Here is a 24,562-nt window from a genome sequence, read left to right as displayed (position 1 = left end):
TTCTTGACATACTAGGCAGAAATCGTCAAGGAGGAATCATGCAGCCAAAATTGAGAGCTGGCCTGCCGGTAATAAGCCGCAGAAATGGTGAGTTACAAATTGGAAGTGATCCAAAGTATGGCGTGATTTTGACCGGTTTAACTTGGAACGAGCAGGCGTTGCTAGACTGGCTAAGTCGCCGCTACTCCCCTTCGCGTTTTGAACGTCACCGCAAGGCTTTGGGCGTAAGTAAAGAACGTTTAACGGAGTTATTGGAGATTCTAGATCAGCATGGTTTACTCGAATCTGATCCGCTTCGCCAAAATGCAGCTAGCGCTGAGCAAATGCTTTGCGCTCGACTGGACGGACACCAGTCAGGCTATCTAAGACGGAAAGATAAAAGTGTCCAAGTTTTTGGGGCAAATAGTTTAGGCACTTTGGTGGCGGCCCTATTAGGAAATGCCGAAATCGGCAATGTGGTGGTCAGCAAAATGTTGGAACCGCCCTCGATCCAAGCCTTCGAGCATTTCCCTTTTAGTGCCCATTCCTACGGCCAAAGTCGAATGGGTACGATCGGTGATTTCCTTAGAAATTACTTGCCTAAAAATCGTAGTATCAACTACCCCACTCACGATCTGAGCATCATAATTTCTGCCGGTTCTTTTCCCGCTACTCTCGCAAAACTCTTAGCGGTTGATGACCAGCCCTTCCTTATGGTTACTTACACCGAAATGGGTTTAAGCGTCGGCCCCTTAATCCATCCGGCGCTGGGCCCTTGTCCACAATGCATCGATTTGCATAAGACTGATCTTGATAGTGCTTGGCCCATCGTTGCTGACGCACTACAAGGCACATTCGCGAGAGCTAATCCGCCCTCGATAGATAGTGCCACGCTAGCTACGGCTGCTGGATTCATCGTCCGCATAGTTCTTGATTTCCTAGATAATCGAAACCAAGTTCCAATCGGCACCCAGTTGTATATTCCTACGTACGATACACAAATCCAGCATTCTTTTTGGCAGGCCCATCCATCATGTCAATGTCAGCGTTTTTCCTTTTGCACTCATGATCCGGTAGTCGGACAAGAACTAAAGCGCTAGCTATCGGCAATTTTGCAAAACCGCCAGTACTTCTTCGCCCCACATATCCAGCTTCACATTGCCCACTCCCCGAGCTTGCCCCAAGGCAGTAAGGGAATCCGGATCAAGTTGGGCAATGTGACGCAAAGTGTCGTCAGCGAAAATGGTGTAGGCCGGTTTCTTGATTTCTAAATGTACTTTGGTCCGCCAAGCCTTTAAAGCTTCAAATCGAGCGATGGTCGCATCATCTGACTCATCCCAAAAAGCTTTTTGAGCCACTTTCCTACGAGTTTTTGAGCTCGCGCTCGATTTCTTTTCTGGCTGGTCTAATTCCGCAGGCCAAATTTTCTGTAAGAAGCGGGAACGCTTTTGTTTGCCACGAGTCCCTTCCCGGAAACGATGGTAACTCATATAGAGCAGTCGTTTGGCACGAGTCACCCCAACATAAAGCAGACGATTTTCTTCCGCAATTTGCTCTGAAGTTTTCGACAAGGAAAAAGGAATCAATCCTTCAACTAAGGAAGGTAAAAATACTGCTTCCCATTCCAGGCCTTTAGCGGCATGTAAGGTCGCAATCGTTACCGCTTCAAGTGCCGGTGGATGCTTGGCTTCAATTCGATCTTGAAGTTCTTGCGCCACCGCCCGGAGACTAACCCCCTCGGCGTCACGATCCTGAGCCAAGTTGACCAGCGATTGTAAAGCATCCCAACGATCACGTAAGGCGCCACCTTGAGCGGGCACTGTTTGAGTCCAGCCATTACCAGAGGCACACTCTTTCATTAATTCAGCTGCACTAACTTGCTCTGCACCAAGGGCGGTAGAAACAAAAGCACGGACTGTTCGCATAACTTCTTGCCGCTGGAAGAACTGCTCCCCACCGCGTAGTTGATAGCTAATCTTTGCTTGCTCGAGGGCCTGTTCAAATGACGCCGATTGCGCATTAGTCCGTAGCAAAATCGCGATCTGGCTCAGCGATGTGCCTTGTGCTTGCAAACGTTTAATCTGGGCGGCTATTTGCGATGCTTGTTCTGCTTCGTCTGCATAGCTTTCGAAAGCCACAGCCGCATCGGAGGGCAATTGGGAACGGAGCTTTACTACTTCTCTTCCGCAGCCGGCTACCACAGTATTTGCTACTGAAACGATTTGGGGAGTAGATCGATAGTCGCGATTAAGAACGATTTTCTTGGCGTTAGGATACTTGACAGTGAAGTTCTGTAAATAATTCGAGGAGGCCCCTGCAAACGAGTAAATCGTTTGGGCAGGATCACCAACCACACAAAGGTTTTGACGACCACCGAGCCAGCCATCTAGCAGTCGTTGACCAAGCTGCGAAATATCCTGATACTCATCCACCACAAAGTGCTGGTATTGCTCACGAATTCTTTGGGCAATATCGGGACGGTTTTCAATCATGCCAATAGTTAGTAGCAAAACGTCCTCGAAATCAATCACCCCAGCAGTATGCTTGCTTTCTTCATAAAGCGAGATTAGCTTGGCCATTTTTTCAGCGCTGAGATCCCCAGGCACGGGACGCTTTCGCTTGTCGATTTCTGCCGCATAATCCGAGGGCGAGATTAGGGAAAACTTAGACCATTCAATTTCAGCAGCGAAATCCCTAATGGAGACTTTGTCAGAGCTGAGGCCTAAACGCTTAGCACATGAAGATACTAAAGAAACTTTGTGTTCAAGTATCTGTGGCATAGAGCCACCAATGGCATGAGGCCAGAAATAACGCAACTGACGCAAGGCAGCACTGTGGAAAGTGCGCGCTTGGACCCGAGGCGCTCCCAAAGAAACTAGTCGTTGATGCATTTCAGCGGCTGCTCGGGCGGTGAATGTCACCGCTAAAATTTGGTTGGGGTTAAAAGCGCCCGTGGCAATGCCATAAGCGATCCGGTAAGTAATGGCCCTAGTTTTACCGGTTCCAGCACCAGCGAGCACACAAACTGGCCCAGAGGTGCTTTGAGCGACTTGTCGTTGCTCCGCATCGAGGGCTAGCAGTAAATCATCTGGGCTAAGTTTTTCCACCCTGATAGTGTGTCATGCACGGCCAGATTTCCCTAGTTATGAACCGCTTGGTTGGGGAATCTCACGCCTGTGAATAGCTTGCCTAAAGGAGCTAGTCTTCCTCTTCCCAAGGAAGATAAAGATCCTCGTCCGAAAGCCACGAAGTGATGTAATTGTAAGCAAAACTGACCTGGCTTGGGGTGGTCACTTCCCCGCTCTTGACCGCATCCAAATACTCCTGGCGAGTAAAGAATCGAGCGTCTCGCAGTTCTTTTTGATCGACCTTAATGATCTGGTCAGCTTCCTGAGCTGATAGCTCCAGTTTGAGCCGGTATCCCAGCATGAGAGAACGTGGTAGTGGCCAGACTTGCGATCCCAAATATTGCAAGGTGGCAAGTGTGGTTGGTTCGATCCCCACTTCTTCACCGATTTCACGCCAGACCGTTGTTTCGACGGTTTCACCGGCCTCGGTATAACCAGCCAGCAAGCTGTAGCGGGTAGGTTCCCAGTTGGCATTGTTCGCCAAAAGGAGGCGTCCTTCAAGATCGTGCACCCCAACAATCATCGCAGGATCTGTCCGAGGGTAGACTATGCGATCACACTGCGGGCAAGTCTTTGCCCAGCCCAGAAGGACTAGTTCCAACGCACCGCCACATCGCTCACAATATTTAGCATTTTCCTGCCAAGCATAGAGCGCAAGAGCACGATTGAGCATGCCCCGATCGAGGTCGTCTTGTTGCGCCCCAGTTTCGGAATATCGACTCAATCCACTTGCTGGCAGACCGAGGGCGTCCATGACTTCTGGCGCAGGTAAAAACATGGTGGCCTCGCTAGCTGGGCCTTCTAGCCAGGCGCCTTTGCCGGCTCGCAGACACTGAACTGCGAGCTTGCCGGAAACTGTGACGAATAGATCGTCGTCGCCAATTTCCGTCTTTATTTCAGCATTTTCTTCCTGCTCGGCCATGATTAGTGGCGACCAGTAGGTTCCTCGCGGACCGGCAAGAACAGCCGTAACTTTCGGCTCTTCTATTAGCTTGGCGAGGAACTCTTCGTCATGTGCTGGCAGGTTTTTATCTGTTTCGATTGCTGGCGCTGTAGTTTTCACACTTCTAAACTACCGCAGTCGCCACCATTCGCTCTAGCAAGGTAACCTAAAGTCATGAGTGAAACTGAAAACAATTATTCCCGTGTAGATGGCCGTACCCCTAATCAGCTCCGTCAGATTCGGATTACTCGTTCTTGGCAGCAGGCTGGTGAAGGCTCTGTTTTGGTCGAGTTTGGTAATACCCGTGTGCTTTGTGTTGCTTCGTTTACCGAGGGCGTACCTCGCTGGAAGAAGGACAGCGGCGAAGGCTGGGTAACTGGCGAATACGCCATGCTACCGCGGGCTACCTCAACTCGTAATCAGCGTGAATCGGTGAAGGGAAAGGTGGGTGGCCGCACCCAAGAAATTTCTCGCCTACTTGGTCGTTCTTTGCGTGCAGTAGTTGATATGGCAGCGTTGGGTGAAAACACAATTGTCTTGGACTGCGATGTTTTGCAAGCTGATGGCGGTACTCGTACTGCCGCAATTACCGGCGCTTATGTGGCCTTGGCGGAAGCGGTCGAGTACGCGAAGGCAAATGGTATTTTACCTGCCGGCAAGCGGGTACTAACTGATAGCGTTTCTGCAATTTCAGTTGGGATTATTGATGGTGTTCCTTGCCTCGATTTGCCTTACACCGAAGATGTTACTGCTGGCACTGACATGAATGTGGTGATGTGCGGTAACGGCCAGTTTGTTGAGGTGCAGGGCACTGCGGAACATGGCACGTTTAACCGTGATGAGCTGAATGCGCTTTTGGATTTGGCTACTGCTGGTAATGCTGATTTGGCCCGTTTGCAGCAGGCTTCTTTGGCGGCAGCTCCTGGCACTACTGTGGTGTGGGATAGCGCCAACGGCACAATTTCAGAAGCCTGAGTAAGACATTTAGATTTTGCCGCTTTAGGCGGTGAGCGGCCTTTAAAAACCGGTTTAAGGAGTGATTTGATGTCTGACTTATCGTTGGGTAATGCCAAGTTAGTATTGGCCACCCATAATGCTCATAAGGTTGGGGAACTGCGGACGATTTTAGCGCAGGCGATTCCTGGCTTTGAAGCGGATTGGTTGATTGGTGCAGCTGATTTACATTTGACTGAACCGATCGAGGATGGGGTTACTTTCGCTGCGAATTCTTTGTTGAAGGCGCGAGCAGTAGCTGAGCAGACTGGCTTGCCTGCGATTGCTGACGACTCTGGAATTTGTGTCGAGGTGCTTGGTGGTGCTCCCGGGATTTTCTCGGCCCGCTGGTGTGGACATCATGGTGACGATAACGCCAATCTGGACCTATTGTTGGCCCAGTTAGCCGATATTGCTCCTGAGCATCGTCAGGCTAGTTTCGTGGCTGCTGCCGCTTTGGTTTTGCCTTCCGGCGAGGAGTTCGTCGAGTTGGGTGAAGTGAAGGGCTCGCTCCTGTTTGAGCGTACTGGTGAGGGCGGTTTCGGCTACGACCCAATTTTTGCTCCCGAGGGCGATTACCGTTCGATGGCGCAGCTTCCCCCGGAAGAAAAGAATCAGATTTCGCATCGAGGTCGAGCCTTCCGAGCTTTGGCCCCAAAGATTGCTGAGCTCTTATAACTGGGCGTCTAAACTGTTCGAGGGCGAGGATTCCAAGTTGGATCCTCGCCCTCGGTTATGTCTGAGTGGCGGGCTTTGGCAAAGTCCCGCGGCTGGCGATTGCGACCTTTTGTTCGGGTCGTTTAGACGGTAAAGCGTAAACCTGTGTCGGCGATAATCAGTGGCCCGTGCCAGTTTTCACGTACTTCGTCCCAGACGGCTCCACGTGGGGTCCAGGGCTGGATGTGGGTGATAATCATGCCACCAACTTGCGCTTCTTTGGCTAGACGTCCAGTCGATACCCCAGTCATGTGGACGCCAGAGACGTCTCCTTCAATTTTGTCAGTTTCGGCTTTGAGGAAACCGGCCTCGGCTAGCAACAAATCGACGCCAGTCGCCATTTTGACGATTTCTTCGCAATAGTCAGTATCACCGGTGTAGGCGAAGGTGGAGGTGTCATTAGGCAGAGTGTCATCTAGCAGGATTCCGCCACCGTCTGAGGCCACAGGGTATTTTTCGTGACCGAGGATGGTAACTCCACGCGACTGCGAAGCGGGATGTGAAGCAGGTCCAGTAACTCTGAAGCCGTAGGATTCGATGGTGTGCCATCCTTGGAAGGCTTCAAGTTTGAATGGTCCGATTTCGAAGTGACGACGGTCGTCAGCGATTTCCCAGAAGTCGAATTCTTCTTGGTAACTAGCTTGGTGGTCTCCGTCGATTTCGCGGATGCGTTGTTCAATCCCCTTTGGGGCAATCATGGTGACGGGACGCCCAGGTCGGCCCGGCGCCCATTTTTGGTAGACCTGAAGTGAAATAAGATCAGCGCAATGGTCGGCATGCAAATGGGAGAAAATGACCGCATCTAGTTTTGAGGGGTCAATGTAGTTCCATAGTTGCCCGTAGGATCCGGGGCCGAGGTCGAAAACGATGTTCCACATGCGTTCTCCGCCGTTGCCATCTGGCCCCATTGCTTGCAGCAGGTAGCAAGAGGCGGCAGATTTGGGTCCTGACATGGAACCAGTGCATCCGACGATTGTTAACTTCATTATTTTGTCACTCCAGTATTGGATGATGGTGGCAAAATGTCCACCTGTTCTACCACTGGACCAAGGAATCGCGAGGCTAGTCGCGAGAAGGTTTCTCCCGTTCCGGTGGTGTAGAACTCGTGTTTGGGTTTGGGTAGCTGCGGGTCGCGGAAAGATTCGGTTTGGGCCAGCTGCCGGAAGATATCTTTGGCAGTTTCGTCCGAGGATGAGACGAGGGTGACTCCCCCGCCCATCACGTAAGAGATGACGGCCTGTAGATGCGGGTAGTGAGTACAGCCAAGGACGAGAGTGTCGACGCCTTCATTGCGGATCTCATCCAGGTAAGTGTGTGCTAGGTCGATGGCTTCTAGGCCACTGGTGACGCCCGATTCGACGAGGTCAACGAAACCAGGGGCAGCTTGCGAGTAGACTTTGACATTCCCGTTTTGGGCGAAAGTTTTTTCGTAAGCCCCCGAGCAAACAGTTGCGGGGGTGGCAATCACGCCTACTTTGTGGTTTTTGGTCACCGCGAGGGCGGCACGTACCGCGGGCTCAATGACGCCAATTACTGGGATATCGTAGCGTTCTTGGGCTTCGGCCAATACTGCCGAGGAGGCGGTGTTACAGGCGATTACCAGCATTTTGACGCCACGATTAGCTAGGTTGTCCATAATGGCCAAGCTATAACGCCGAACTTGTTCTAGGGTTTTAGTGCCGTAAGGAACGTGCGCAGTGTCGCCTACGTAGATGATTTGTTCATGCGGCAATTGGTCGAGGACGGCGCGTGCCACGGTTAGGCCGCCCACCCCCGAATCAAAGAAACCAATCGGCGAGTTATTCATCATTAAAAGATTAACTGCATTTTCTTTACTTTTCCGCACCAATAGAGGGTGAAAATGGACACGAAACGTAAAATTAGCAAAATATTGGTTGACGAACCATTCTTCTTGTCCGCAATAAAACCTTAATGCAGTGTAGTTCACGCGTTTTGACGTGGTTCTAGGTCTTTGGTTGGGTATGGTTAGAACATGAGTGCATCATGGTCTACATCATTATTAACTGACATGTACGAACTGACTATGGTGGAGGCGGCGCTGGCTCACGGCACTGCTCACCGTCGTTCAGTTTTCGAACTTTTTGGCCGTCGCTTGCCTGCGGCTCGTCGTTTTGGCGTGGTTGCCGGCACGGGTCGTTTGCTTGAAGCGCTGGAGCGTTTTGAGTTCACCAAGGACGACATTGATTATTTACACAATAATAAGGTTGTCAATGAACAAACTTTAGAGTTCCTTAAAGATTTCAAGTTCCAAGGTAATATTTGGGGCTATCGTGAGGGCGATGTTTATTTCGCCAATTCTCCCCTTTTAACTGTTGAGGGTACTTTTGCCGAGGCCTGTCTGCTTGAGACTATGTTGCTCTCGGTGTTGAATCACGACTGTGCAGTTGCTTCAGCCGCTTCCCGTATGACGATTGCGGCGCACGGCCGTCCTTGTTTGGATATGGGGGCTCGCCGTACGCATGAACGCGCGGGCGTTTCGGCTGCACGTGCGGCCTTTATTGGTGGTTTTGTGGGCACTTCGGATCTGGAAGCTGGGAAGCGTTATGGCTTGCCTACGATCGGCACTTCGGCCCACTCTTTTACTCTTTTGCATGAGACTGAAGAGGAAGCGTTTAAGGCTCAGGTGGATACTTTGGGCCCCGGCACCACCTTGTTGGTTGATACTTTCGACATTCCTAAGGGCGTTGAGACTGCGGTTCGGGTAGCCCGGGAGGCTGGTGGCGAGCTGGGCGCGGTCCGCATCGATTCTGGCGACTTGGTGGCTCAGGCTTTCAAGGTTCGTGGCCAGTTGGATGCTTTGGGCGCGAAGGACACTAAGATCACGGTTACTTCTGACCTTGATGAGTATGCGATTGCGGCTTTGGGTGCTGCCCCGGTGGATTCTTACGGGGTGGGCACCAAGTTGGTGACCGGTTCTGGTATTCCGACTGCCGCTTTGGTTTACAAGTTGGTGGAGCGCGAGGGCGTGGAAGGCTACATGGAAGGTGTGGCGAAGCGTTCTAAGTCGAAGTCGACGATTGCGGGTCGCAAGTGGGCGGCACGCGCTTTTGACGAGGACGGCTATGCTGTGGAAGAACGCCTCTATGTGGGTAATCGTGAGGACTTCAAGGATGCGATTGTGGCTGGCGACGAGGACGAATTGACCTTGCGCCCGTTGCAGATCAAGCTGGTTGAAGAGGGCAATATTGATCGTACTTGGTATGGCCCGCAGGCATTGTTGCGTGCTGCTGAGTACCACCAGAAGGTGCGTAACCAGTTGCCTTACGCGGCTTGGCGCTTGTCCGAGGGCGAACCGGCGGTTGAGACTCGCGTGGTGCCTTTGGCCTCGGCAGCTAAGCCGAACTAGTCTCGGTTTTCGTTTTAGTAAAGTTTTGGGGAGTCACCTTTGGGTGACTCCCCTTTTGCTGTTGTTTGGCTATTGGTAAGCGCTACCTGGACCGGTTTAGCGCTGGCCGACGTGCCATTTGCGTACGAGGTCGATGCGCGCCTGGATGACTTCGGTACTGGCTTGGGCCACTTCGGGTCCGCCGGTGGCGTGCCGTAGTTGCGAATGGATGAGCGCGTGGGCTTCACCGGTGCGCCGCGACCAGGAGGCGACGAGGTTTTGTAGCTCTTTGCGTTTGGCTGCGCGTAGCCGGTGGGCACTGAGGTTAGCGTTGGCTTCCCGGTTGGCTTTGGCGACGTCTGCGGCTTTGCGTTGTTGTTTCTCAACTTTCATTTGTTGCCGCTGGTGTTGGCGTAGCACGTCGGCTACTTGTTCTGGTTCGAGTAGCCCGGGAATTCCGAGGAAGTCTTGTTCTTGGAGGGAGCCGACTTCCCCGCCGAGCCCGAATTGGTTGCCGTCGAAGAGGACACCGTCGAATTCGGCCTCGGCCCCGAGCGCTTCGTATCCGGGGAGCAGGTCGGCGGAGGCGGTTTCAGCTTTTTGGGCGCGCGCCAATTCGAGGTCTTCTGGGTTGGAGCCACCGTCGGTGGTGGGCCGATCGAGGGCGTGGTCACGTTGGGCTTCTAGCTGCGCGGCGAGCTCGAGGAGCGGCTGGACGGATGGGAGGAAGACGGAGGCAGTTTCGCCGCGTTTGCGTGCACGCACGAAACGTCCGACAGCCTGGGCGAAGAAGAGCGGTGTGGAGGTAGAGGTGGCGTAGACGCCAACGGCTAGGCGGGGCACGTCAACACCTTCGGAGACCATGCGCACGGCCACGAGCCACCGTTGTTTGGAGTTTGAGAACTCGTCAATTTTGGCGGAGGCGGCGGCCTCGTCTGAGAGGACGACTGTGGGCGATACCCCGGTGATGTCTTTGAGCTGTTTGGCGTAGGCGCGGGCGGCGGTTTGGTTGGAGGCGATGACGAGTCCACCTGCGTCGGGGACGGATCTGCGCACCTGGGTGAGTCGCTGGTCGGCTGCCGCTAGCACTGCTGGCATCCATTGGCCTTTTGGATCGAGGGCGGTACGCCAGGCTTGTTTGGTCATGTCCTTGGTGAGTGGTTCGCCGAGGCGGGCTGCGACCTCGTCCCCTGCTGAGGTTCGCCAGTGCATGGACCCGGAGTAGGACAGGAAGATGACGGGGCGCACTACCCCATCACGGAGGGCTTCGGCGTAACCGTAGGTGTAGTCGGCTTGTGAGCGGCGAATGCCTTGCTCGTCTTTGGCGTAGCGCACGAATGGAATGGGCGCGGTGTCGGAACGGAAGGGGGTACCGGTGAGGGCTAGTCGGCGGGTGGCGGGCGCGAAGGCGATGCCAATGCCGTCACCCCAAGTGAGGGAGTCACCACCGTGGTGAATTTCGTCGAGGATGACGAGGGTGCGTTCTGCTTGGGTGCGCGCAAGGTGTACTTGCGGGTTGGCCCCTACTTGGGCGTAGGTGACGGCCACTCCGTCGAAGTGTTCGCCGGCTACGCGTTGGGCGTTGGTGAAGGCGGGGTCGAGCTGGATGCCAACCCTGGCGGCTGCTTCTGCCCACTGGTTTTTGAGGTGTTCGGTGGGGCAAACAACGGTAACTTTTTCTACTACTCCGTCGGCGAGTAGGCCGGCAGCGATTCGCAGGGCGAAGGTGGTTTTACCTGCGCCTGGGGTTGCTACTGCCAAAAAGTCTTGCGGTTCAGTTTCCAGGTACTGGTTGATGGCCGCGGCCTGCCAGGCTCGAAGTGATGACGCGGTGCCCCAGGCCGCGCGACGGGGGTAGGCTGGCGGAAGTGTGCTGGCTTGGTAGTTGCTGGGTGATTCGTCAAAGAGTGAGGGCTGTTCGGCCTCGGTCACTTTTCTGAACCGCCATTGCCTGATTCGCCGGAGCCACCGTTGAAGGGCCAGCCTTTTCCGAGTCCTTTTTGGCTTTCGAAGATGGCTTTGCAGGTTGGGCAGACTGGGTAGTCTTTAGGGTTTCTGGTAGGGATCCAGATTTTGCCACAGAGTGCCACTACCATACGTCCTGATTTGGCTTTTCCGGGGCGAATGTAGTGGGCGTAGCGTTCATTGTCACCGTCATCTTTTTTGGGTTCGGTTTCTGGTTTTTCCAGAACGCCGACACTACCAGCGGTGGTTGGTTCTTCTGCTGGGCTGGGTGATGAAGGTGAATCTAACGAAGTCATGGGTTTATTTTAGCGCACCTGCCAGCTTGGGAGAATTGTTTGTTGCCAGCTTGGCAGTTGGCGAAACTGATTTGACGACGCTGGTTTTGCTTGATTTTTGGCGCTTTGCTGGGTTTATTTGCGATTTACTTTGTGGGCGCTGGGTGCTTTGTGGTGTTTATCTAGGTAATAGGGTTCTGTCCCCGCCAACTTGGTGGAATTAGTTGGCGAGGACAGAAGTTTTGGGTCGGCTACTTGCTTAGCTTTGGGCTTGGATTTCGCGGTAGTAGTCGATTAGCTTGAGCTTGGAGGCGGCGGCTTCGTCAATGAAGATGGCTGCCTTGGGGTGCATTTGCATGATGGTGGCGGGCCAGAGGGCGCTGATGCCACCTTCAACTAGTTGGGCGACGGCCTCGGCCTTGTTTTCGCCGGTGGCGACGAGGCAGAGTTCGCGGGCATCCATGATGGTGCCTAGGCCCTGGGTGACGCAGTGGGTGGGAACCTTGGAGAGGTCACCGTCGAAGAAGCGGGCGTTGTCTTCGCGGGTCTGCTTGGTAAGGACACCAACGTGGGTGCGGGAGACGAGGGAGCCGCCTGGTTCGTTGAAGGCAATGTGGCCGTCGGAGCCGATGCCGAGGATCTGGAGGTCTACGCCACCGGTTTCCTTGATGAGGTTGTCGTATTCTTGGACAGCTTTTTCGAGGTCGTCAGCGTTACCGTTGGGACCGTGGACGTTTTCTGGGTCGACGTCTACCTGTGAGGCGATTTCGGTCATGATGACGTTGCGGTAGCGCTCTGGGTGGTTCTCGTCGATTCCCACGTATTCGTCAAGCATGAAGAAGTGTGCGTCTTTGAAGCTGAGTTTGCCGGCGTTGACTAGGTCGATTAGTGCCTTGTAGGTGGATAGTGGCGAAGAGCCGGTAGCAACACCCAGGTTGGACTTGGGGTTGGCTTCAAATACTTTTTGGATGCGGGCGGCGATGGCTTCCCCGATGGCTTTCTCATCGGGCAGAATGAAGACCTCCATGGTGTTCCTTTCAACAGTCTTTGCGCAACCTTGCGCACTTTCGCCTGTTATTCTACTCTCCCTAGCTTTTTAGTTCTACTTTCTTATGCGGTTTTTTGGTTGCGTTTTGGTAATTGTTTAGCGCCCCCGCTACCTGTTTTGGGTAGCGGGGGCGCTTTAGCTTAAGTGTCTAAACTTGTAGGTTTAGATTTCAGATCACTTAGCGACAGCCTTCTTCAAGGTGGAGCCAGCGGAGATCTTGACGCCGTAGCCAGCTGGAATGTGGATTTCTTCGCCGGTGCGTGGGTTGCGGCCGGTGCGTGCTGCACGTTCTACGCGTTCTACGGAGAGTAGACCGGTGACCTTAACGGCTTCGCCCTTGCCCAAGGAGTCGATGAGGACATCCTGGAAAGCGGCGAGAGCGGCGTCTGCCTGGACCTTGGTCAAGGAAGCGCGTTCGGCAATGGCTGCAACTAGTTCAGTGCGGTTCATGGACATATTTGTTATCACCCTTCATGTAGTTGGGACGCTGTTGCGTCCACGGTTAAGAACGCGGCGGATTTGGGTTACCGCTCATTCTGAAAGCTATTTTGCCGTGTTTGCGCCGAAATTACACGGCGAAACCCGATTTTGTCGGAAATTGCTCTAAAAATCGCCATTTTTATCAACACATGTCACAAAAATTGGGACTTTTTCGAGCAAAAATGTGATCTATTTGCGGTTCGGCTGCTAGGCATTTTGGCACTTTCTGACCGACCAAGAAGCCGAAACACATGATCATCTCTATACGTTTTCTGGATTCAGAGACTACTTTTTTGTGATTACTTTTTGAGCGCAGTTCTTCGATGCGTCGAATACCGCCTGATAGTCAGGGGAATTTGGTGGAATGTCGATACCAGAGGCAATCTTCTTCCTGCTTTCTTCAGAGATCTTGCCTTCAATATCATTGGCGAAACAAGACGCAATCTCTTTAACCTGCTCGTCATTAATACCGATTACGTCTTTCTGAGGAGTGTAGATCTTGAGGATGCCTTTCTCGACATCATCCTTGCTAGTACCAGCGGAACCGCCTGAACTATCTGAGCATCCAACGAGCCCAAGTGCCATTGGGGCGATAGCAGCAAGCACAAGTGCTTTGACGCCTAGGTTACGGTTACTAGTTTTTTCCTTGCGGGCAACGGACAACATAAACAATCACGCTCCTTTTTAGAGATGTTTACTCTTTCCACCCTAATGTAATCGGCAACACAAAACAACTTTTAGTTTGTTTTGACGCTTCAAATTTTTGGCGATTTTCCGCCGTTTTAGAAATCTCCCGAGGGCGGTAGTTCGCTATCTTCGGTCGACGGCTTAGGGCTTTCTTCCTCCCTCAGGAACGTTCGGTTATGCGCAATCAAACGAAAACGCTCTGGGTGAGCACCTTGAAGATTTTCGAGCCAATCTAGATAATCAAGGGGCAACGCAACTCCTATTCTGTTGACATCAATTAAGAGATCAACAACCGCGTCTTTTTCATCCTCGCCGATATACCGTTCTAAATTCGCGTTATCAAAATACGCCAAACTAGGAGCCGATACGAGTAGCAGATAGATAACTCATTGAAAAATCTTGAAAGACGCAGATATACTCAGATTTATGGCGCGCACATTCACTGGAGATGAGATTACGGACGAGCAATACGGCCCGGTCCTCGATATTTTATTGCCTGCCCTTGGCGAAGACCCAAACGATGTCATCGACCACCAGTGGTGTTACGGCACCGGACTAACCGACATGCCATTCTATGTTCGTGATGCTAACGAAATCGGCTGCCGAATCGCCGACAAATACTTGGACCAACTTATCGAAGAGGGCAAATTCTGGAACACCCAACAACGCCACCCATGGTTCCATGACGCAATTGCAGAAAACCGCGCACTCGGCCCCGACCCCTGGCCACTAGCAGCCAAAATAATAGAACGGTAACAACATGGCACGCACATATAATGGCTGCTACATTTTGGATGAAAACTATGGTTCTGTCCTTGATGTTCTCCTGCCCGCGATTGGCGAAGACCCAAATTGTGTTTACGATTCGCAATGGAACGGTGGCGATTTTTTCGAAATGGCCTTTTACCTATTCAAAGCCAATAAAGTTGGTTGCCGGATAGCTGACAAATACCTCGACATGATAGCGGACGACGGTGAATTCACTGAGGCAAATCTTTGGGCACCGGGATTCGATGAAGCAGTTGCGGAAAACCGTACACTCGGCCCAGACCCATGGCCACTAGCGGCCAAAATAATAGAACGGTAGCAATATGGCACGAACATTCACCGGGGACGAAATTACGGACGAGCAATACGGCCCAGTCCTCGACATTTTGATGCCCGCCCTTGGCGAAGACCCAAACGACGTTATCGACCACCAGTGGTGTTACGGCACCGGACTAACTGACATGCCATTCTACGTTCGCAAAGCAAACCGAATCAGTTGCCGAATCGCCGACAAATACTTGGACCAACTTATCGAAGAAGGTAAATTTTGGGACACCCAAACTGATCACCCATGGTTCCATGACGCAATTGCAGAAAACCGCGCACTCGGCCCCGACCCCTGGCCTTTAGCAGCTAAACTCATCGATAAGCCAAAAGAGGACATCTAATATAGAGATTTGAAACATTGAGGTTTCAAGCAAGGGAGTGATGATAAATGCAGCTTACTGACGATACTTTAGTGACCTACCAAGAAGCCGGGTTTAATGGTCAAAAGAGAACGGTGACTTGGGCTGAGATCGTGCGTGAAGAAATCCTTGAGTCTGAGGGCATGCTTGAGTTTTTTACTATTGATGCCCCTTTGATTACCAACCATTATTCTTGCGATCAGAGTTCGTGTGGTCACGATTGTCAGGCTGAGATCGCTCAAGAATGGCAAACGCTACCTGAGCGTTTTGCCCGCTATGTCGAACACCAGTGGAATAACTTTGGTAGCTCCAAAGGGTTAAACGATTTACTCGACGGACGGGTAGAAACAATAGAATCCAACTAGTTGGAGAGATAAACCTAAATCGCAATATAGACCGTTCGATTTCTTTTGTTACGGAGCCCTTCGCAACCGACAGGTCCAAATATCATTGAGTCTAGGTTTAGCCTCTAACTTTTTCGACACACTTGGTAGTTGCCTTGTAAATTACATCGTAATCTTTTTCGTTAGGCATGATGTCGTGTCCTTGCGCAATCCTCATTTTGGATTCTTCTGAAATCTTGCCGTCGACTTCCTCAGCCACGCAGTCACCGACCTTCTTAAAGTCAGCCTGGGGCACTGCCTTAGCATTCTCTTTAATATAGATTTTCACTATGCCTTGGGAAACCTCTTCTTTGCTGACTCCATCAGTAGAGGAGGAAGCAGCAGATCCGCCACACCCAGCAAGTCCCACACAAAGTACACCAACGGCGACCAAAGAGGCCAACTTGGTCCGTTTTTGGCGCTTAAAGTTAATCATTACTTCATTCATAGCATCGACCGTCATCATTACTCCTTTGTTAGTTTTGCTGGAGCCTCCAAGATATCATGAGTCGAAAGTCCCACCTAGAAGTCCCGGACACTTTATGGGATACTAAAAATGATGTGACCGTCACAACAAATGAGGTGGCCATGGAAATTTTCAAGGTTCTTTTACCCATCATCGTTTCGGCCATTATTGCCGTCGCAGTAGTGTTTATCGTCAATAAGTATGCGAAGAATAAAAAACCCGAAGATACCTATATGATCGAAGGTTTGATTGTAGGGATGATGTTCGGAGCCTCGCTTGGGCTAACTTTTGAACAGTTTTCATTTGGCACCGGTGTTGGAGTAGTGCTAGGTATGACTATCGGGTTGTTTATCGACAAAAAGAAAAAGTAACACTTCTGCCAAAACGATACAGCGATCGGACCATTCCTTGAACTTGAAGATGTTAAATCAAAATCGAGTGCGAAAGTTTTCGACCCATCATCGACAAAATTACTGTCGATAAAATTAGCAGCCATTCGACACACTAGTAACCAAAAGCGCCATTTCAATGCCTCACCGGGATTAGAACTTAACGAGGCGACAGCTAGTGATGGGAAGTCAGTAAATCTTACGACCAGACACCGCGTCTCACCTAAGCTCAGCAGCTACGTAGAGAGCTAAACAGTAAAAAAATTCTAGCTTGCACGCACCCCAAAGCAGCAAAAACCCCGCTATTTCAACGAAACAGCGGGGCTATGGGTGGAGATGGCGGGAATCGAACCCGCGTCCGGCGGCTGGCCCTGAAGTCTTCTCCGGGTGCAGTTCATTCTGGATTTTCTCGGCCCCCAAACTCGCATGAACGACGTTATTGGACAGGCCCAGTTGCTATAAATCTCGCCGCTGATGAAGCAACCACACCAGCAGCCAGTGGCTTTCTAAACGACGCCAGCACCTAGACCGAAAGCAAAGTCTAGGGTGACGGACTTTTTAGCGCTCGATGGCTCAGGCGGCCAGAGCGAAGTCGGTGCGATTCTGTTTGGCACCTATTGGTTTACACAGATCGTTAGCGAGATGACTGTGCATCCTCGACCCGCTTCCCTTCAATCGACAACCGTCGTCGAAACCGATCATCCCCTATTGAGTTATAAAAATAACCTTCCTACCTTTTCAACAGCTAAAAAGGCAGGACAATCATGGTAGCACCAACCAATCAAAAAACCAAGAGGTTGGTAACAGCCACGAAAGACTAACTAGCCACGACGAGCATAGGCGCGCATTGCCCGCTGGGCCTCACGCTGGTCCTGCTTCTCTCGCAAGGCCTGACGCTTGTCCCATTCCTGCTTACCGCGAGCCAAAGCGATTTCCACCTTGACGCGACCGCCCAAGAAATAAAGTTCAGTAGGCACAATCGTGTAACCCTTCGCCTGGGTCTTCATTGCCAAGGACACGATTTCACTCTTATGCATTAAAAGTTTACGTTTACGAGTAGGAGCATGGTTGGTCCAAGTTCCCTGAGCATACTCAGGAATATTTGCCCTCACGAGCCAAATCTCACCATGCTCGACCTCGACCCACGCTTCAGAAAGAGAGGCACGTCCTGCCCGCAAAGCTTTCACCTCAGTGCCGGTCAAAACGATTCCAGCCTCATACTTCTGCTCTAGATGGTAGTCGTGTGCCGCCTTCTTATTGCGTGCAATCGTCTTATGAGCATCAGCTGCCTGCTTCGCCTTCTCCGCTGCAGTCAGCTTCGGTTTCTTCCAATCTTTAGGCATGATTCCCTCCTTTCATCGTGCGCACTAGAGTACCACAACCAAGTGGTCAAAGATTTTACGCCAGTTTTCTTTGCCGAGGACGACCTCGGCCAGCAAAACCTTAGCCGCCAATGTACGGCATCGGGTTAACACAAATGCCGTCACGCCAAATCTCAAAGTGAACGTGAGGACCAGTAACCGCACCAGTTGAACCAGTCAAACCAATGACCTGGCCACGGCGCACCCGCTGACCCAACTGAACGAAACGGGCCGAGAGGTGACACTGACGAGACAACCAACGGTGTCCACCAAAAATACCCAAATCCAAGGTGACCATATTGCCACAACCCGAATCGTAATAAGACTCAACAACCGTGCCATCGTGAACGGCGTACTGCTGCTCCCCCACTGGGGAACGAAGATCGACACCTTCGTGAAGCTTACGGCGACCCGTAATCGGGTGGACACGGTAACCCCAAGGTGACAGCACCGTAATGCGTCCCTGAATCGGGCGACCCCAAATTGCGTCACCGGTAGAAGGACCAATATCGCCCTCGTAAGCACGGTTCTGTGCTAACGCCAATGCGCGGTCGCGTTCCTGACGCAAACGAGCTGCCTCATCGAAAGAAGCGATCCGAGCCTCGGCCTCAAGACGACGGGCCTCCTGCGCGGCTTCCTCCCGAGCGAATTCATCCTTCTTCTGGTTGATTTCCGCTTCCAGGATTCGGTTCTGTTCCTGCAACTGCTTCAAGGAAGAAAGCTTGCGATCTTTCTCGTCACGCAAAGCAGCTGACTTCGTGACCATTTCTTGGGCTTCCTTCTGGAGGGTACCAATCGAATTGGTCAAAGCCTTCTGGCGCTCAGAACGGTTACGGTTGGTGGCTAGCCCATTTTCGACCTCGGTAATCGCCTGCATCTGGACCATCGTGGCCATGTTCGCGGCGGCGGTCAAGTCAGCAATATCTGCCGTCTTCTCGCCGGCGAAAACCAAGCCCAGAGGAGATGAGGAAAACTCACCACGGTAAGTACGCCGAGCCAGATCACCCAAGGCCTCCTGCGTCTCATTCAATTCCTGGGTGGACTGAGCAATCTGCTCGTCCAGCTTTGCCAACTGGTTCTTGGCCGCATCCAAACGCTGCGTAATTTCCGCCTCGCGACGCTGGTGGTTAGCCAGTTCAGTCTCAGCCTGATCAAGCTCAGCAGTAGCACCCGGAATCTGGGTTTCGACCTTCTTCATTTCCACGTAGAGGGCACCCAGCTTCTGGTTCATGCCTTCCATCTGTGCGTGAGCCTGCTCGATCTTCAAAGAAGCATCGGCGATTTCTTCCTCCGCCTGCTTGCGCTCCTCCGATTCCTTATCGGCGGGCACCGGGGCGGCCATAGCCTGCGGGAAAAATGACTCTCCTTGGGTATTTGCCACCAGAGTCACCGAGGGCAGCATAAGTAACGCTACCGCTGCAACTCCTAGGCGGTAACGCCAATTCGAACCATTTTTCAAAGCCATACTTCTAGTCTAAACCTTCGTGTACTTTGCTAGGGAGATAGCCGCCGCGATTGCGACGAAAATCAACGAAACACCTAGCAGGATTGGGGCAATCAAAGCCACGTCACGATATCCCACAAAACTGGTCCAGGGGAAGGATGGAGCCATCCAGCCCTGCACCACTGTCTTCACGCCAAGGAACATGGCGCCGATTGCCAAGACCGCACCAAACATGGCGGCAATCGCAGACTGCAAAATGAACGGTGCCTGAATGAACAAGTTGGACGCACCAACCAGACGCATAATCGCGGTTTCGCGCTCACGCGACATTGCGAACAAACGAATCGTGGTGGTAATCAAAAGCACCGCCGCAACCGTCATAACCAAAGCCAAACCCCAGGCCATGTAGGCGGCACGATTCAAAGCGTTAAGTACCGGCTGAACCACCTGGTGCTGGTCATATACGCGAGAAACCCCAGGCTTAGCCTGGAACTCTTCGTTAATAATGCGGAACTGGCTAGGATCCACCAGCTTTACGCGGAAAGACTCCGGCAACATCTCCGGCTTGGTAGCCGCCGCCAAGTAGTTATCCTTGTAGATTCGCTGGAAATTCTCGTAAGCCTTTTCCCGCGTCTCAAACTGGAACTCCTTGACATAAGGCTTCATTTCTGGGGACTGCAAAGCAGTTGAAACCGCTTCGACTTGCTCCGGACTGGCCCCATTTCCGGCACACTGGCCGCCCTTTTCACCGGGGGCACACATGTAAATGGTGACCTCGATGCGGTTAAACCACTGGTCCTCAAGTTGAGCCACCTGCAAACGCAAAAGCGCGCCCGAACCAACGAAAAGAATCGAAACGAAAGTTACCAAGGCGATCGCCAAAGCCATGCCCTTGTCGCGGGCCAAACCTTTGGCCGCCTGGGTCAGAATTAGTCTTGCGCGCACTTACTCACTCCTCATTCCGAAGATGCCACGTTCTTGGTCACGAACCACGCGACCCTCATCAAGTTCGATGACGCGACGGCGGAACTGGTCCACAATCTGGCTATCGTGGGTGGCCATCACGACGGTGGTTCCATTCTGATTAATACGGGTTAAAAGACGCATAATGCCCACCGAAGTTTGCGGGTCGAGGTTACCGGTTGGTTCGTCCGCCAACAAAAGCTTAGGGCGGTTCACCATCGCCCGAGCGATCGCCACGCGCTGCATTTCGCCACCCGAGAGTTCGTGCGGCATACGCTTTTCTTTGCCACCCAAACCCACGGTTTCCAAAACCTCAGGCACCTCAAGGGCAATCGTGTGCCGAGGACGGCCAATCACCTGAGGAGCAATCGCCACATTGTCAAACACATTCTTGTTAGCAAGCAGTTTGAAGTCCTGGAAAACAGTACCAATTTGGCGTCGCAACCCCGGCACCTTCCAGCGCGACAGCTTGGTAATGTCCTGACCGAGGACGTGAATCTGCCCAGAAGAGGCCCGCTCTTCACGCAAAACCAAAGACATTAGAGTCGATTTACCGGAGCCGGAAGCCCCCACCAAGAAGACAAACTCCCCCGGACCAATGTTCAAAGAACAGTGATCCAACGCGGGAGCAGCCCCGCGCTGGTAAATCTTGGTGACATTATCAAAAGTAATCATGGGCTCCCATCCATTACTGTTCGCAGCGCACAAGCTGTCTATCTTCAGCTGGTGTCAGTTTGAGTGTCAGCTTACGGTCAAAATTTGGAAAAAGTGCAAAAAACACGCGCCGGCAACGAACCCCGGTGCCGGCGAAATTAGTTGGCATAGTTGCCGCCCTTCACCCCATAGTATTCCTCCAGGGTGAGGCCTGAACGGTAAATTTTGGTAGCTTCCGCCCCAACATAACGCAAGTGCCAAGGCTCGGCTCGGTAACCAGTGATTGCTTCTTTACCGGTTTGGTAGCGAACAATAAAACCAAACTCGTGAGCATGGTGCGCCACCCAGTAGGCGGTGCGCTTACCATCGACCACGCCAAGCAACTCTCCCGAATTGCTCTTTAAATCAAAAGCCTGGCCAGTTTGATGTTCACTGTGTCCGGGTCGAGCAGAGAACGTATCTGCCCGGTCCTTGCCATACTTTTCTACATACAGGTTATAAAGCCCAGCTTGATGCTGGTAATCGCGGTAACCTGAATAATCGTCAGAAATATCCAATCCAGCCTTGCGCGCAGCGGCAATTAATTCGCGTACCGCTTTAGCTGCCTTAGGATCCTCCCCCGGAGCGTAATCAGCTGGTAAGGCCCGAACCTTATTGACGATCTTAAAATCTTTTGGAATCGGATGCGGTTTGCGTGACTTCTCCCAAGCCTGCAAAACCTGTTCATCTACCTCAGTAATAAACGGGCGCAAAGTCGGAAAACCAGTTGTCCCTAAACCCTTCTCGATCAAAGGCAAAGTGGGTACTTGCAACCAGTTTTCTTCTGGAGTTCTCTGCGGAGTTACCGCAGGCTTATCCGTTGCCTTCGGTTCTGAGATGCTCACCTGTTCCGGCTGGCCGAGGGCGTCCTCGAGCGCAAAAGCGGAAGCCAAAAATGGCAGACACATGCCGATCGCGACTAGTACAGCCACAATAATCATCGTCTTCCGACGCACCTAAAACACCCCCTTGGTAACGAATATGTAACAACTGATTAAGTTAGCACATTGCCCAGCGTCCGGCTAGAGCAATGTGGGTGATTACTCCTCGTTTTCGCCGTTTACGCGCCAGCGAATGCCCTCATCGATGAACTGGTCAATGGCACCATCGAAGACTGCTGAAGTATTGCCATCTTCATGGCCAGTACGAAGATCCTTAACCATCTGGTAAGGCTGCAGCACGTAGGAGCGCATCTGATCGCCCCAAGCGGCCTTAATATCGCCAGCCATTTCCTTCTTCTTCGCTTGCTCTTCTTCATGGCGAAGCTGCAAAAGACGTGACTGCAAAACTCGCAAAGCAGCAGCGCGGTTTTGAATCTGCGACTTTTCGTTCTGCATCGAAACCACAATGCCGGTTGGAATGTGAGTCATACGCACAGCCGAGTCGGTGGTGTTAACTGACTGCCCACCAGGACCGGAGGAACGGAAAACGTCAACCTTAAGTTCGGATTCAGGAATGTCAATCTCATCGTTGGTTTCAATCAACGGAATAACTTCGACTGCTGCGAAAGAAGTCTGGCGACGGCCTTGGTTATCAAAAGGAGAAATACGGACCAGACGGTGCGTGCCGGCCTCGACCGACAAAGTACCGTAAGCGTAAGGGGCCTTAACCTCGAAAGTTGCGGACTTAATGCCAGCTTCTTCCGCATAAGAAGTATCCATAACCTGGGTTGGGTAGCCGTGGCGTTCAGCCCAACGCAAGTACATGCGGAGCAGCATTTCGGCAAAGTCGGCTGCGTCAACGCCGCCAGCACCAGAACGGATGGTCACTACCGCTTCACGCTCGTCGTATTCGCCTGCCAAAAGAGTGCGGATTTCGAGGTCGGCAAGGTCGCGCTTGATCTTTTCCAGATCTTCGCCTGCTTCCTCTTCCATCATTTCGGCATCTTCCGGAGACTCGTCAGCAGAAAGCTCCAACAAAGCTTCGAGGTCGTCGATCCGAGCACCCATCTCCTTGACCCGAGCCAACTCGGCCTGGGCATGAGAGAGCGCAGAGGTAACTTTTTGTGCTTTCGCTTGGTCATCCCACAAGTCAGGGGCAGATGCCTGCTGTGAAAGTTCAGCGATCTTTGCTTCTAGGGCTGCTGGGTCGGTTACGGCTTGAACATTTGCCAAGGTCGCCCGCAGCGCGGAAATTTCTTCAGTAAAATCAATGGCCACGTACGACATTCTAACACTGACGCCCCAGCTAGGGACTGCTCCCAGTTGCGAGATTACTCGCGATTAGCGTCTTCTGGCCACCGAGTCCGCTCTGATGGGAATCAAAACAGGCAATAGTTTCGACATGAAGGGTACGGGTGCCAGCCAGCTTAAAGAAACAAACACTTTATTACCTTCGACGCGCACTTCTTCTAACTTAATTGGATCCCCTATGGGCGCCTGCTTACTTTGGTGCAGAGTCAAGAATCTTTCGCAAGCTACCTGTGCTTCCTCACTAGTTAAAACACCCCGCTGCCGGTAGTAGCTATCATTGGCAAAACTCGAAACCGCCGCATAAGCTGCTTGGTCTCCCACTCCTTGCAGATAAATCTTATGTAGTTGCACGCTACTGATAGCTGAAAAAGTCAAAACTGCTCCGGCGACAATCACCAGCAAAACTGCAAACAATAACGAGATTCTCCCGTCCTCGTTCGCTATAAATTTCTGAGCATGCAAAACTCTTTGAAACTTACTCACTGCTAGGTCTTCTTTCTGCCAAAACTAACCCGCTACTTTGTGCCTCCACTTTGATCGCAAGGTGTTCTTTAAGACCAAGCCAATCGGGAACCACTGGAAGTGGAATACTCCAGTTCACTTTCACCGCGATAAAGTCGCCAAGCTGACACCTACCGCAGTTGTAGTTAACTACCGGAGGAGTCGAAAGCTGAAAATCTTTTTGCACTAGTGTCGCTTGAGCCTGTAGTAAGGCCGGATCCTGCACTCCTTGAGAGACTTGATGCAAGGTCGTTTGCGCCAAGCTCTGGGCAGCAAAAGTACCAGCTTGAAGATTCGCCAAAGAAAGTATCAAAGCTAAAATTGGTAGACCGAGGGCGGCAAAGATACCAATAAACTCGATGGTGGCTTCCCCCGACTCATCCAAATGTTTCGATTCCGATAAAGCCTTGCGGAGCCAAAATCTAAACCTTGAGTTACGCATAGCTACCAACTGCTATTCCACTTGCAGGTAATGACTTTTCACCTTGATTTGATGCCCTATTCCCCACGGACCAATCAATGGTACTGGCAGCTCAACCATTACCTCAATTAGCCTCATGCGACCAGCTCCTTGCGGCCTTATTTTTACCTCCACGACGGGTGGTATCCCATGGGGCAAAGCTTGCGCCACAATTTTCTCGGCGACTTTTTGTCCTTCAACCTTGGTAGCTCCCACCAAGGAGACTCGTCTGGCGGCAGTTTGTGCCGCAACTAGTGCGGTATTACGGGTGTGCAAGCCGTAGCCAAGTTGTAGGAGGGCAAGCACCACTAGAACTACTAAGGCCTGTACCAGCACATGGCTGATTACCGCCGAGCCTGATTCGCTCGAAGGTCCAATCGATGATGGTCGAGTTTGTCTTTTGATCAGATGTTCTCGATTAGCGCCAAGGAACTGTTCTGGGCTAAGCATTACGCAAAAAATCGGCTACGGCTGGGTCACATTATTAATGGCATCAGAGAACAGGCGCGGCAAAGCTTCGCCCGCGACCAGCCATAAGGCGGTGACCAAACCTGCGGTCATTAGGGTAACTAGGACCCAGCCGGGTACATCTCCGCTTTCGTCTTGCTGCAAGTCAACGAGACGAGCATGAAGTTTCAGTTGTTGAGCCAACATCCAGTTTTTCATTTTCTTTCCTTTCATTCGAAGTGGATTCT

The 24,562-nt window shown here is 52.1% G+C and carries 30 protein-coding genes and 1 other RNA gene; 9 read left to right on the top strand and 22 right to left on the bottom strand.

Annotation, left to right across the window (positions count from 1 at the left end):
- Nucleotides 1-38 precede the first annotated feature (38 nt).
- The gene (locus tag BK816_RS02770) at nt 39-1,079 is read left to right on the top strand and encodes a hypothetical protein (protein WP_071163822.1); all 1,041 of its coding nucleotides are present in this window, start codon (nt 39-41) and stop codon (nt 1,077-1,079) included.
- Here BK816_RS02770 and BK816_RS02765 read toward each other — a convergent pair whose 3' ends face one another.
- Together BK816_RS02765 and nudC are read right to left on the bottom strand one after the other, a co-directional pair.
- Complete coding sequence (locus BK816_RS02765; protein ID WP_236842347.1) at nt 1,080-3,086, bottom strand: ATP-dependent DNA helicase UvrD2; 2,007 nt, start codon at nt 3,084-3,086, stop codon at nt 1,080-1,082.
- Nucleotides 3,087-3,177: 91 nt separating this feature from the next.
- Nucleotides 3,178-4,170, bottom strand: coding sequence for an NAD(+) diphosphatase (gene nudC / locus BK816_RS02760; protein WP_071163820.1), 993 nt, complete (start codon nt 4,168-4,170; stop codon nt 3,178-3,180).
- 54 nt (nt 4,171-4,224) lie between these two features.
- Between nudC and rph the strand changes: the two genes are divergently transcribed.
- Nucleotides 4,225-5,025, top strand: coding sequence for a ribonuclease PH (rph, locus tag BK816_RS02755; protein ID WP_071163819.1), 801 nt, complete (start codon nt 4,225-4,227; stop codon nt 5,023-5,025).
- A gap of 69 nt (nt 5,026-5,094) precedes the next feature.
- Nucleotides 5,095-5,721, top strand: coding sequence for an RdgB/HAM1 family non-canonical purine NTP pyrophosphatase (rdgB, locus tag BK816_RS02750; protein WP_071163818.1), 627 nt, complete (start codon nt 5,095-5,097; stop codon nt 5,719-5,721).
- A 122-nt stretch (nt 5,722-5,843) separates the two neighbouring features.
- Here the strand turns inward: rdgB and BK816_RS02745 are convergent, their stop codons facing one another.
- Both BK816_RS02745 and murI read right to left on the bottom strand, forming a co-directional pair.
- Nucleotides 5,844-6,746, bottom strand: a complete 903-nt coding sequence (locus BK816_RS02745; protein WP_071163817.1) for an MBL fold metallo-hydrolase — start codon at nt 6,744-6,746, stop codon at nt 5,844-5,846.
- Entirely contained in the window at nt 6,746-7,570 is an 825-nt protein-coding gene (murI, locus tag BK816_RS02740; protein ID WP_335622222.1) for a glutamate racemase, read from the bottom strand. Before murI ends, BK816_RS02745 begins: the two co-directional genes overlap by 1 nt.
- Before the next feature lie 183 nt (nt 7,571-7,753).
- Between murI and BK816_RS02735 the strand changes: the two genes are divergently transcribed.
- Nucleotides 7,754-9,127, top strand: coding sequence for a nicotinate phosphoribosyltransferase (locus BK816_RS02735; protein WP_071163816.1), 1,374 nt, complete (start codon nt 7,754-7,756; stop codon nt 9,125-9,127).
- Between the two features lie 96 nt (nt 9,128-9,223).
- Here the strand turns inward: BK816_RS02735 and BK816_RS02730 are convergent, their stop codons facing one another.
- The 6 genes from BK816_RS02730 to BK816_RS09285 all read right to left on the bottom strand — a co-directional run bounded on the left by BK816_RS02730 (nt 9,224) and on the right by BK816_RS09285 (nt 13,812).
- On the bottom strand, nt 9,224-11,038 hold the full coding sequence (locus BK816_RS02730; protein WP_071163815.1) for a DEAD/DEAH box helicase: 1,815 nt from the start codon (nt 11,036-11,038) through the stop codon (nt 9,224-9,226).
- Entirely contained in the window at nt 11,035-11,367 is a 333-nt protein-coding gene (locus BK816_RS02725) for a DUF3039 domain-containing protein (protein WP_071163814.1), read from the bottom strand. The genes BK816_RS02730 and BK816_RS02725 overlap by 4 nt, the downstream gene beginning before the upstream one ends.
- A 238-nt stretch (nt 11,368-11,605) precedes the next feature.
- Nucleotides 11,606-12,373, bottom strand: a complete 768-nt coding sequence (gene nagB / locus BK816_RS02720) for a glucosamine-6-phosphate deaminase (protein ID WP_071163813.1) — start codon at nt 12,371-12,373, stop codon at nt 11,606-11,608.
- A gap of 195 nt (nt 12,374-12,568) precedes the next feature.
- A complete protein-coding gene (locus tag BK816_RS02715; RefSeq protein ID WP_071163812.1) occupies nt 12,569-12,850 on the bottom strand; it encodes an HU family DNA-binding protein in 282 nt (93 codons plus the stop codon).
- A 309-nt stretch (nt 12,851-13,159) separates the two neighbouring features.
- Nucleotides 13,160-13,540: a hypothetical protein gene (locus BK816_RS02710; RefSeq protein ID WP_071163811.1), complete on the bottom strand. Its 381-nt coding sequence runs from the start codon at nt 13,538-13,540 to the stop codon at nt 13,160-13,162.
- Nucleotides 13,541-13,656: 116 nt separating this feature from the next.
- On the bottom strand, nt 13,657-13,812 hold the full coding sequence (locus BK816_RS09285) for a hypothetical protein (protein ID WP_156981978.1): 156 nt from the start codon (nt 13,810-13,812) through the stop codon (nt 13,657-13,659).
- A 175-nt stretch (nt 13,813-13,987) separates the two neighbouring features.
- Between BK816_RS09285 and BK816_RS02700 the strand changes: the two genes are divergently transcribed.
- From BK816_RS02700 to BK816_RS02685, 4 genes are read left to right on the top strand one after another with little or no spacing between them, the layout of a single operon-like run.
- Entirely contained in the window at nt 13,988-14,317 is a 330-nt protein-coding gene (locus BK816_RS02700; RefSeq protein ID WP_071163809.1) for a hypothetical protein, read from the top strand.
- A gap of 4 nt (nt 14,318-14,321) precedes the next feature.
- Nucleotides 14,322-14,648: a hypothetical protein gene (locus BK816_RS02695; protein ID WP_071163808.1), complete on the top strand. Its 327-nt coding sequence runs from the start codon at nt 14,322-14,324 to the stop codon at nt 14,646-14,648.
- 4 nt (nt 14,649-14,652) lie between these two features.
- Complete coding sequence (locus BK816_RS02690; protein WP_071163807.1) at nt 14,653-14,997, top strand: hypothetical protein; 345 nt, start codon at nt 14,653-14,655, stop codon at nt 14,995-14,997.
- Between the two features lie 47 nt (nt 14,998-15,044).
- The gene (locus BK816_RS02685; RefSeq protein WP_071163806.1) at nt 15,045-15,380 is read left to right on the top strand and encodes a hypothetical protein; all 336 of its coding nucleotides are present in this window, start codon (nt 15,045-15,047) and stop codon (nt 15,378-15,380) included.
- Nucleotides 15,381-15,477: 97 nt separating this feature from the next.
- Here BK816_RS02685 and BK816_RS02680 read toward each other — a convergent pair whose 3' ends face one another.
- Nucleotides 15,478-15,864 carry a hypothetical protein gene (locus tag BK816_RS02680; protein WP_156981977.1) on the bottom strand — a complete coding sequence of 129 codons (387 nt, stop codon included), beginning with the start codon at nt 15,862-15,864 and terminating at the stop codon, nt 15,478-15,480.
- 38 nt (nt 15,865-15,902) lie between these two features.
- Between BK816_RS02680 and BK816_RS02675 the strand changes: the two genes are divergently transcribed.
- Nucleotides 15,903-16,235 carry a hypothetical protein gene (locus BK816_RS02675; RefSeq protein WP_071163804.1) on the top strand — a complete coding sequence of 111 codons (333 nt, stop codon included), beginning with the start codon at nt 15,903-15,905 and terminating at the stop codon, nt 16,233-16,235.
- 346 nt (nt 16,236-16,581) lie between these two features.
- On the opposite strand, the gene ssrA is transcribed toward BK816_RS02675, so the two are convergent.
- From ssrA to BK816_RS02620, 11 genes are all read right to left on the bottom strand, one after another.
- Nucleotides 16,582-16,959, bottom strand: a transfer-messenger RNA (tmRNA) gene (gene ssrA / locus BK816_RS02670).
- A gap of 115 nt (nt 16,960-17,074) precedes the next feature.
- Complete coding sequence (smpB, locus tag BK816_RS02665) at nt 17,075-17,596, bottom strand: SsrA-binding protein SmpB (RefSeq protein ID WP_071163803.1); 522 nt, start codon at nt 17,594-17,596, stop codon at nt 17,075-17,077.
- 100 nt (nt 17,597-17,696) lie between these two features.
- Nucleotides 17,697-19,079 (bottom strand): peptidoglycan DD-metalloendopeptidase family protein, encoded by a 1,383-nt coding sequence (locus BK816_RS02660; protein WP_071163802.1) that lies wholly within the window; start codon nt 19,077-19,079, stop codon nt 17,697-17,699.
- A 9-nt stretch (nt 19,080-19,088) separates the two neighbouring features.
- Entirely contained in the window at nt 19,089-20,003 is a 915-nt protein-coding gene (gene ftsX, locus BK816_RS02655; RefSeq protein WP_071163801.1) for a permease-like cell division protein FtsX, read from the bottom strand.
- On the bottom strand, nt 20,004-20,696 hold the full coding sequence (gene ftsE / locus BK816_RS02650) for a cell division ATP-binding protein FtsE (RefSeq protein ID WP_071163800.1): 693 nt from the start codon (nt 20,694-20,696) through the stop codon (nt 20,004-20,006). It lies immediately after the preceding gene.
- Between the two features lie 137 nt (nt 20,697-20,833).
- Complete coding sequence (locus tag BK816_RS02645) at nt 20,834-21,670, bottom strand: M15 family metallopeptidase (protein WP_204377202.1); 837 nt, start codon at nt 21,668-21,670, stop codon at nt 20,834-20,836.
- Between the two features lie 84 nt (nt 21,671-21,754).
- Nucleotides 21,755-22,873 carry a peptide chain release factor 2 gene (gene prfB / locus BK816_RS02640; protein WP_071163798.1) on the bottom strand — a complete coding sequence of 373 codons (1,119 nt, stop codon included), beginning with the start codon at nt 22,871-22,873 and terminating at the stop codon, nt 21,755-21,757.
- Nucleotides 22,874-22,936: 63 nt separating this feature from the next.
- Nucleotides 22,937-23,389, bottom strand: a complete 453-nt coding sequence (locus BK816_RS02635) for a hypothetical protein (RefSeq protein ID WP_071163797.1) — start codon at nt 23,387-23,389, stop codon at nt 22,937-22,939.
- Nucleotides 23,382-23,849, bottom strand: coding sequence for a hypothetical protein (locus BK816_RS02630; protein WP_156981976.1), 468 nt, complete (start codon nt 23,847-23,849; stop codon nt 23,382-23,384). The genes BK816_RS02635 and BK816_RS02630 overlap by 8 nt, the downstream gene beginning before the upstream one ends.
- A 12-nt stretch (nt 23,850-23,861) precedes the next feature.
- Nucleotides 23,862-24,317, bottom strand: a complete 456-nt coding sequence (locus tag BK816_RS02625) for a hypothetical protein (protein WP_071163795.1) — start codon at nt 24,315-24,317, stop codon at nt 23,862-23,864.
- A gap of 15 nt (nt 24,318-24,332) precedes the next feature.
- Nucleotides 24,333-24,533 carry a hypothetical protein gene (locus BK816_RS02620; protein WP_156981975.1) on the bottom strand — a complete coding sequence of 67 codons (201 nt, stop codon included), beginning with the start codon at nt 24,531-24,533 and terminating at the stop codon, nt 24,333-24,335.
- Nucleotides 24,534-24,562: the final 29 nt, after the last annotated feature.

Origin of the sequence: Boudabousia tangfeifanii (assembly GCF_001856685.1) — a bacterium.
GTDB lineage: Bacteria > Actinomycetota > Actinomycetes > Actinomycetales > Actinomycetaceae > Boudabousia > Boudabousia tangfeifanii.
This window is presented reverse-complemented; position numbering and strand designations above follow the sequence as displayed.